The 6,327-nt window shown below is 70.6% G+C and carries 3 protein-coding genes; all 3 read right to left on the reverse strand.

Annotated features, from left to right (window positions below; translation table 11 throughout):
- Nucleotides 1-3: 3 nt before the first annotated feature.
- Nucleotides 4-2,679, reverse strand: a complete 2,676-nt coding sequence (locus EK403_RS02135; RefSeq protein WP_128775836.1) for a nitrate reductase — start codon at nt 2,677-2,679, stop codon at nt 4-6.
- A gap of 73 nt (nt 2,680-2,752) precedes the next feature.
- Nucleotides 2,753-4,396, reverse strand: coding sequence for a sulfite reductase subunit alpha (locus EK403_RS02140; RefSeq protein WP_128775837.1), 1,644 nt, complete (start codon nt 4,394-4,396; stop codon nt 2,753-2,755).
- Nucleotides 4,397-4,401: 5 nt separating this feature from the next.
- Nucleotides 4,402-6,213, reverse strand: coding sequence for a NirA family protein (locus EK403_RS02145; RefSeq protein ID WP_128775838.1), 1,812 nt, complete (start codon nt 6,211-6,213; stop codon nt 4,402-4,404).
- Between the last annotated feature and the right edge of the window lie 114 nt (nt 6,214-6,327).

Genomic DNA, 6,327 nt, shown 5'->3' on the forward strand with positions numbered 1-6,327 from the left:
CCCTCACGCCATGGCGGGCGTGGCCCGCGCGACCGCAAGCATCTTCCTGATCTCCGGCAGGCAGGAGCCGCAATTGGTGCCGGCCTTGGTCGCCGCGCCGACCTCGGCTGCGTCCGCCGCGCCGCCCGCGATCGCGCCCTCGATGACGCCCTTCGGCACGCCGTGGCAGGCGCAAACTAGCGACCCGCAAGGAGCGCCGTCGCTCGCCCGCCCGGCGAGAAGCAGGCTCCGCACCTGTCCCTCGGGCAGCGCCTGCCCAAGGCGGCCGCGCAGAAAGCTCCACGCGCTCTCGGGCCGGTCCGTCCCCACGAACAGGCAGGCCTGCAGCACGCCGGCGCGGAACACAGCCGCGCGAAACGCGCCGCGCCCGGGGTCCGCGAGGCTGACGATCTCGTCGTCCGGCTCGAGGTCGGGAAGCACGGTCTCGAGGTCGGGCTCGCCGTCGAGCGCGAACAGCAGGCCATTCCCGTCCGGGACGGCCGCGCGGGCCCACCAGGCGCCGTCCGGCAGCGGCCCAAACGCGCCGCGGGTCAGCGCAAAGCCCTGACGGGCGAAGGCGACCGGCGTGACGCGCGCGGGCGTCGCCTTGGCGTCGGGCTGGCCCGAGATCGGATCGAACAGCGCATGGACCAGCGCGCCGACCCGACCGTTCGACGAAGTCTCCCCGGTCCAGTGGATCGGCGCGAACAGAGTCTTGTCCCCCCCGCCTGCGACGACCCGGACGCGCAGCACCGCGTCGCCATGCGCGGTCGAGACCCGCGCGAATCCGCCGTCGACGAGTCTCTCCGCGTCGGCGTCCCTCGCGCCGATCTCGAGGAACGGCTCGGCGATATGGCTCGACAGCCGCGGGCTCTTTCCGGTCCGCGTCATGGTGTGCCACTGGTCCCGGATGCGGCCGGTGTTCAGCCGATAGGGCAGATCGGGCTCGGAAGCCGGCGCGGAGGGCCGTTCGACCGCGACGAGGCGCGCGCGCCCGTCCGGCGTGAAGAACCCTCCCTGGGCGAAGAAGCGCCTCTCGGCCCGCGCGGTCCCGCGCCGCGCCGGCCACTGGATGGGCTGGAGCCTGTCATAGTCCTGCGTGTCGAGGCCCGAGAGCGCGCCGATGTCGAAGTCGCGCGTCCCCTCGTTCTCGAAGGCCGACAGCGCGGCGTGCTCACGGAACACCTCGCTCACGGTGCGCCAGCCGAACGCCTCGCCATGGCCTAGGCGCTTCGCCACCTGGGCGATCGCCCACCAGTCCGGGCGGACCTGTCCGGGCGACGCCAGGAAAGCGCGCTGGCGCGAGATGCGCCGCTCGGAATTGGTGACCGTTCCGTCCTTCTCGCCCCAGGCGGCCGCCGGCAGGCGGATCTTGGCGCCCGCCGTCAGCGTGTCGGTCGAGGCCATGTTCTCCGACACCACGAAATGGTCGAGCCGCCCGAGCGCGCGCGCCACGGCGTCCGCTCGCGGCAGCGAGGCGGCCGGGTTGGTGCCCATCACCCAAAGGGCCCGGATCTCGCCGCGCGCGATCGCCTGAAACATCTCGACGGCCTTGAGACCTTCGGCTCTCGCCATGCGCGGCGCGCCCCAGAAGCGCCGGACCTTCTCGACCGACTCGACGTCGAAGCCCATATGGGCCGCAAGCTGGTTCGCGAGGCCGCCCACCTCACGGCCGCCCATGGCGTTGGGCTGGCCGGTCAGCGAGAACGGCCCCATGCCTTCCCGGCCGATCCGCCCGGTCGCAAGATGGACGTTGAGGATGGCGTTGACCTTGTCGACGCCGGCCGTCGACTGGTTGACCCCCTGGCTGTAAAGCGTGACGACGCGCTCGGTCGTCCGGTAGGCCTCGAAGAAGGCTTCGACCTCCGCCGCAGGCAGCCCGCAGGCCCTCGCCGTGGCCTCGGCGTTCGGCGCGATCTGGCGGGCCCGCGCCAGCGCCTCCTCGAACCCATGCGTGTTGGCGGCCACGAACGCCCCGTCGATCCGACCGGAATCGGCGAGCGCGACCAGCAGCCCCGAGAACAGCGCGACGTCGCTTCCGCCCCGGACCGCGAGATAGAGATCGGCCTCCTCCGCGGTCGCCGTGCGGCGCGGGTCGACGACCATGATCCGGGTTCCCCGCGAGGCCCGCGCGGCGAGCATCCGCTGGTAGAGCACCGGGTGGCACCAGGCGGCGTTGGACCCGACCAGCACAAGAAGGTCGGCGGTCTCGAGGTCGCGATAGGTCCCGGGCACCGTGTCGGACCCGAAGGCGCGCTTGTGGCCCGCGACCGAGGACGACATGCAGAGTCGGCTGTTGGTGTCGACATTGGCCGACCCCAGGAAGCCCTTGAACAGCTTGTTGGCCGCGTAATAGTCCTCGGTCAGGAGTTGCCCCGACAGGTAGATCGCGATCGCCTTCGGTCCGTAGGTCTCGAGCGTCTGCCGGAACCCCTTGGCGACCGCGTCGAGCGCCGCGTCCCAGGCGACGCGCCGACCGTCGACCTCGGGGTGCAGCAGCCTTCCGTCGAGCGAGAGCGTCTCGCCGAGCGCCGAGCCCTTCGAGCACAGGCGCCCGAAATTCGACGGATGATCCGGATCGCCCGCGACGGTGGCGCCGCCCATGCGGTCGGGCTGCGCCAGCACGCCGCAGCCGACGCCGCAATAGGGGCAGGTCGTGGCGGTCGGAGCCGACGGGGCCTCGGGCGCGTGGATGTTCATGGCGCCGCCCGTCCGTCACCTCTCCCCAGCGGGGAGGTGAAGAAACAGGCCGCCGGGGTGACGGAAGCCCGCGTCAATAGACGTCCGCCTGATAGCGGCCGGCCTTTTTGAGGTCGGCGACGAAGGCCTTGGCGCCCTCCCCCTTGCCGCCATGCTCGGCCGCGATCGCGATCAGGGCCTTTTCGACATCCGCGGCCATACGCTTGGCGTCGCCGCAGACATAGAAATGCGCGCCCTTCTCCAGCCAGCTCCAGAGCTCCGCCCCGGCCTCGCGCATCCGGTCCTGGACGTAGACCTTCTGGTCGCCGTCGCGCGACCAGGCGAGCGATAGCCTGGTGAGGGCGCCCGCCGCCTGCAGCTCCGCGAGTTCGTCGCGGTAGAGAAAGTCGGTCGCTTCTCGCTGATGGCCGAAGAACAGCCAGGCGCCGCCGGTCGCGGATTTCGCTCTCCGCTCGCGCAGGAAGGAGCGGAACGGCGCGATCCCGGTGCCGGGGCCCACCATGACGATCGGCGTGTCGCCGGACTTCGGCAGGGCGAAGCCGTGCGCTCGCTGGACATAGACCTTCACCTTCGCGCCGGGCTCGATCCGGTCCGCGAGGAATGTCGAGGCGAGGCCCTTCCGCATCCGCTCGGCGACGGCGTAGCGCACGGCGTCGACCGTCAGGCTGACCTTGCCGGGGTCGGCGGAGAGCGCCGAGGAGATCGAATAGAGCCGCGGCTGCAGCGGCTCGAGCGCCGCCAGGAACTCCGCCGGGGCAGGCCTTGCGTCCGGGAATTTCTCGAGCGCCGCCAGCACGTCGAGCGTCGCGAGGTCGCCGTCCGGGTCTTCGCCTTCGGCGAGTTGCGCGAGCTTCGCCTTGTCGTCCGGGCTCGTGACCAGCGCCTTCAGCAGTTCGAACAGCGCGTCCGGCGCGGCGCCGAGGCAGACCTTTTCGGAGAGCCAGACGGAGAGCGGCAAGGTCTCGCCGTCATGGGTCACCGCCGCATCGGACTCGACGCCGAGCCGGGCCGCGACCAGCCCTGCGAGCTCCGGGCAGTTCGAGGCGAACAGGCCGAAGCTGTCGCCCGGCTCATAGGTCAGGCCGCATTCGCTGAGGTCGATTTCGATATGGTTGGTCTCCTTGTCCGAACCCTCGCCGTTGAGGCGGAGCTTGGACAGGAACGTCGCCTCGACAGGCGTCTCGCGGGACCGGCCGGGTTCGGCGGCCGCCGACGCCGCGGGCGCCTCCACGGCGGCCGGCGCCTCGGCGGCGGGCGCGGCGCCGCCGTCGAGCTCGACCGCGAGCTTCTTCAGCATGCGCTGCGTTTCCTTGCCGCCCGGCACGCATTTGTTGAGCTTCGGCTCCTCGCCCGACGCGATCGCGGCCGAGTAGCTCTCGCAGAGATAGCCGCACTGACCGCAATCCTGCTGCGCCATCGCCGCGAACATGCGGCGCTTCAGCGGCTTGCCCTCGGCGAGCGTCATCCGCTCGTCGATCGGCATCGAGGCGTCGTGCCAGGGCGCGCCGTCATCTTCCTCCTGGGCCGGAGCAGGCTGACTCTCGCCCGGCAGCGGACTGCCGAGCAGCGCGGTCGCGGCGTCGCGCGACAGCGCCTGGACGCCGCCGTCCATCGACAGGAGGCCGGCGAAGAAGCCGTTCAGCCAAGCGCGCTGCTCGTCGCTGAAGGGCGCGTTCTCGGGGACGAGCGGTGGGAGGATCTGGGATTGGGCGGTCATCTCTGTCACGCCTTCTCGAGTTCGAAGATGTCTTTGAGAGCGTCGATTTCGTGCCGCCGGGTGAAGGCCGCGAAGGTCTCCTGGTCGTCCGCGCGGTGCGCGAGGTAGCCGCGCAGCATCTTCTCGACGAGCGCGGGGCAGTCCTCGCCCTTCACCTCGGTGACGAGCTCCCGGCCGATCGTGGCGTCGGTCCCGAAGCCGCCGCCGACATGGACGTTGAAGCCGTCGACCGTGTCGTCCTCGCCGACCGGCACGCGCGCGCCGATCAGGCCGATGTCGCCGATGTAATGCTGCGCGCAGGAGTTGTGGCAGCCGGTCGCATGGATGTTGATCGGCGTGTCGACCACGAGCCCGACCGCGTCGACATGGCTCGCGATCATGTCCGCGAAGCCCTTGGTGTCGGCGGCCGAGAACTTGCAGCCCTTGTTGCCGGTGCAGGCCACGAGGCCGGCGCGCACGTTCGAGGCCGAGGTCGCGAGGCCGATCCCGGCGATCCGCCGCTCGACCTCGCCGACATAGTCGTCGCGGACGCCGGAGATCAGCAGGTTCTGCCAGACGGTCAGACGGATGTCGCGGTCGCCGAATTCTTCCGCGATGTCGGCGAGCTGGCGCATCTGCACGCAAGTGATCTTGCCGAGCGTCAGCCCGACTCCGACCCAGTTATGGCCTTCCTGCTTCTGCGGGTGGATGCCGATATGGGCGAGCCGGTCGCTCTCGGGGCGCGGGGCGATCGCGTCGGAGGGCGCGCGCACGAGCTTCGAGCCCAGCAGCTTCTCGACCTCCTCGAGGAATTTCTCGAAGCCCCAGGCGTCGAGGACATATTTGAGCCGCGCCTTGTTGCGGTCGGTGCGGTCGCCATTCGAGATGAACACCCGCACGATCGCGTCCGCGACCCTGATGGCCTGGTCGAGCGGAACGACCACGCCCGTGTCGCGCGCGAAGTCGCGATGGCCGGTGATGCCGCCGAGCGCGAGCCGCCACCATACCCCTGGCTCGACGCCGTGGCCCTCCAGCACCTCGACCGCCTGGAAGCCGATGTCGTTGGTGTCCTCGAGCGCCGCGATCCGCCCCGCCCCGTCGAACGCGACATTGAACTTGCGCGGCAGGCCATAGAGCGAGCGGTCGTTCAGGATGTGGTGGTGCCACTCCTTGGCGTAGGGCCTGGTGTCGACGAGCTCCTGCGGGTCGACGCCGGCGGTCGGCGTGCCGGTGACGTTGCGGATATTGTCGGCGCCCGACCCCCTAGCGGTGAGACCGAGATCAACCAGCCCTTCGAGGACCGCGATGCCGTCGGCCGCGCCGATCTCGCGGATCTGCAGGTTGGCGCGCGTCGTGACATGCGTGAAGCCGCCGCCATAGCGCTCGGCGAGGTCGGCGACGCCGCGGAACTGCCAGGACTTCAGGATGCCGTTATGGATCCTGAGCCGGCACATATAGGCGTCCTGCGTCGGCCCGACATAGAACAGCCCGTGGAAACGGATGCGGAAGTCGTCGAGCTGCTTGGCGAACTTGCCCTCCGCCGCGAGCCCCTTGAGCCGCGCATAGGCGTCGAACGGGTGCTCGTCCCGCTTCGCCTTCTCCTGCGGCGAGAGCTTCTTGCCGGCCTTCTCCTGCCGGGCCATCGCCTCGAGATGGATGGCGTCGGGCCCCGACGGGACCTGCTCGGCATTCGCCGGCAAGCCCTTTTCGCCGCCCTGTCCCCCGAACGGCACGCCGCCGCCGAAGCCCGGCGCTCCGCGCGAGCCGCGCACCGCCTGCACGCCCGAGACGAAGCCCTCGAGATACCGTTTCTGATCGGCCGAGAAATCGCCGCTCATGCCTGAAATCCAAAGCTCGACGCTGTCTTTACCTCTCCCAGACGGGGAGAGGTCGGCGCGAAGCGCCGGGTGAGGGGGTGGCGCGCAATCCGGAAAGGGCGACGCCCCCCCCCC

Origin of the sequence: Hansschlegelia zhihuaiae, from assembly GCF_004103825.1 — a bacterium.
GTDB classification, from domain to species: domain Bacteria; phylum Pseudomonadota; class Alphaproteobacteria; order Rhizobiales; family Methylopilaceae; genus Methylopila; species Methylopila zhihuaiae.

Bases quoted from the DNA above. Each gene is read 5' to 3' on its own strand.
- EK403_RS02135 (WP_128775836.1), bottom strand. From the start codon at position 2,679: ATGAACATCCACGCGCCCGAGGCCCCGTCGGCTCCGACCGCCACGACC.
- EK403_RS02140 (WP_128775837.1), bottom strand. From the start codon at position 4,396: ATGACCGCCCAATCCCAGATCCTCCCACCGCTCGTCCCCGAGAACGCG.
- EK403_RS02145 (WP_128775838.1), bottom strand. From the start codon at position 6,213: ATGAGCGGCGATTTCTCGGCCGATCAGAAACGGTATCTCGAGGGCTTC.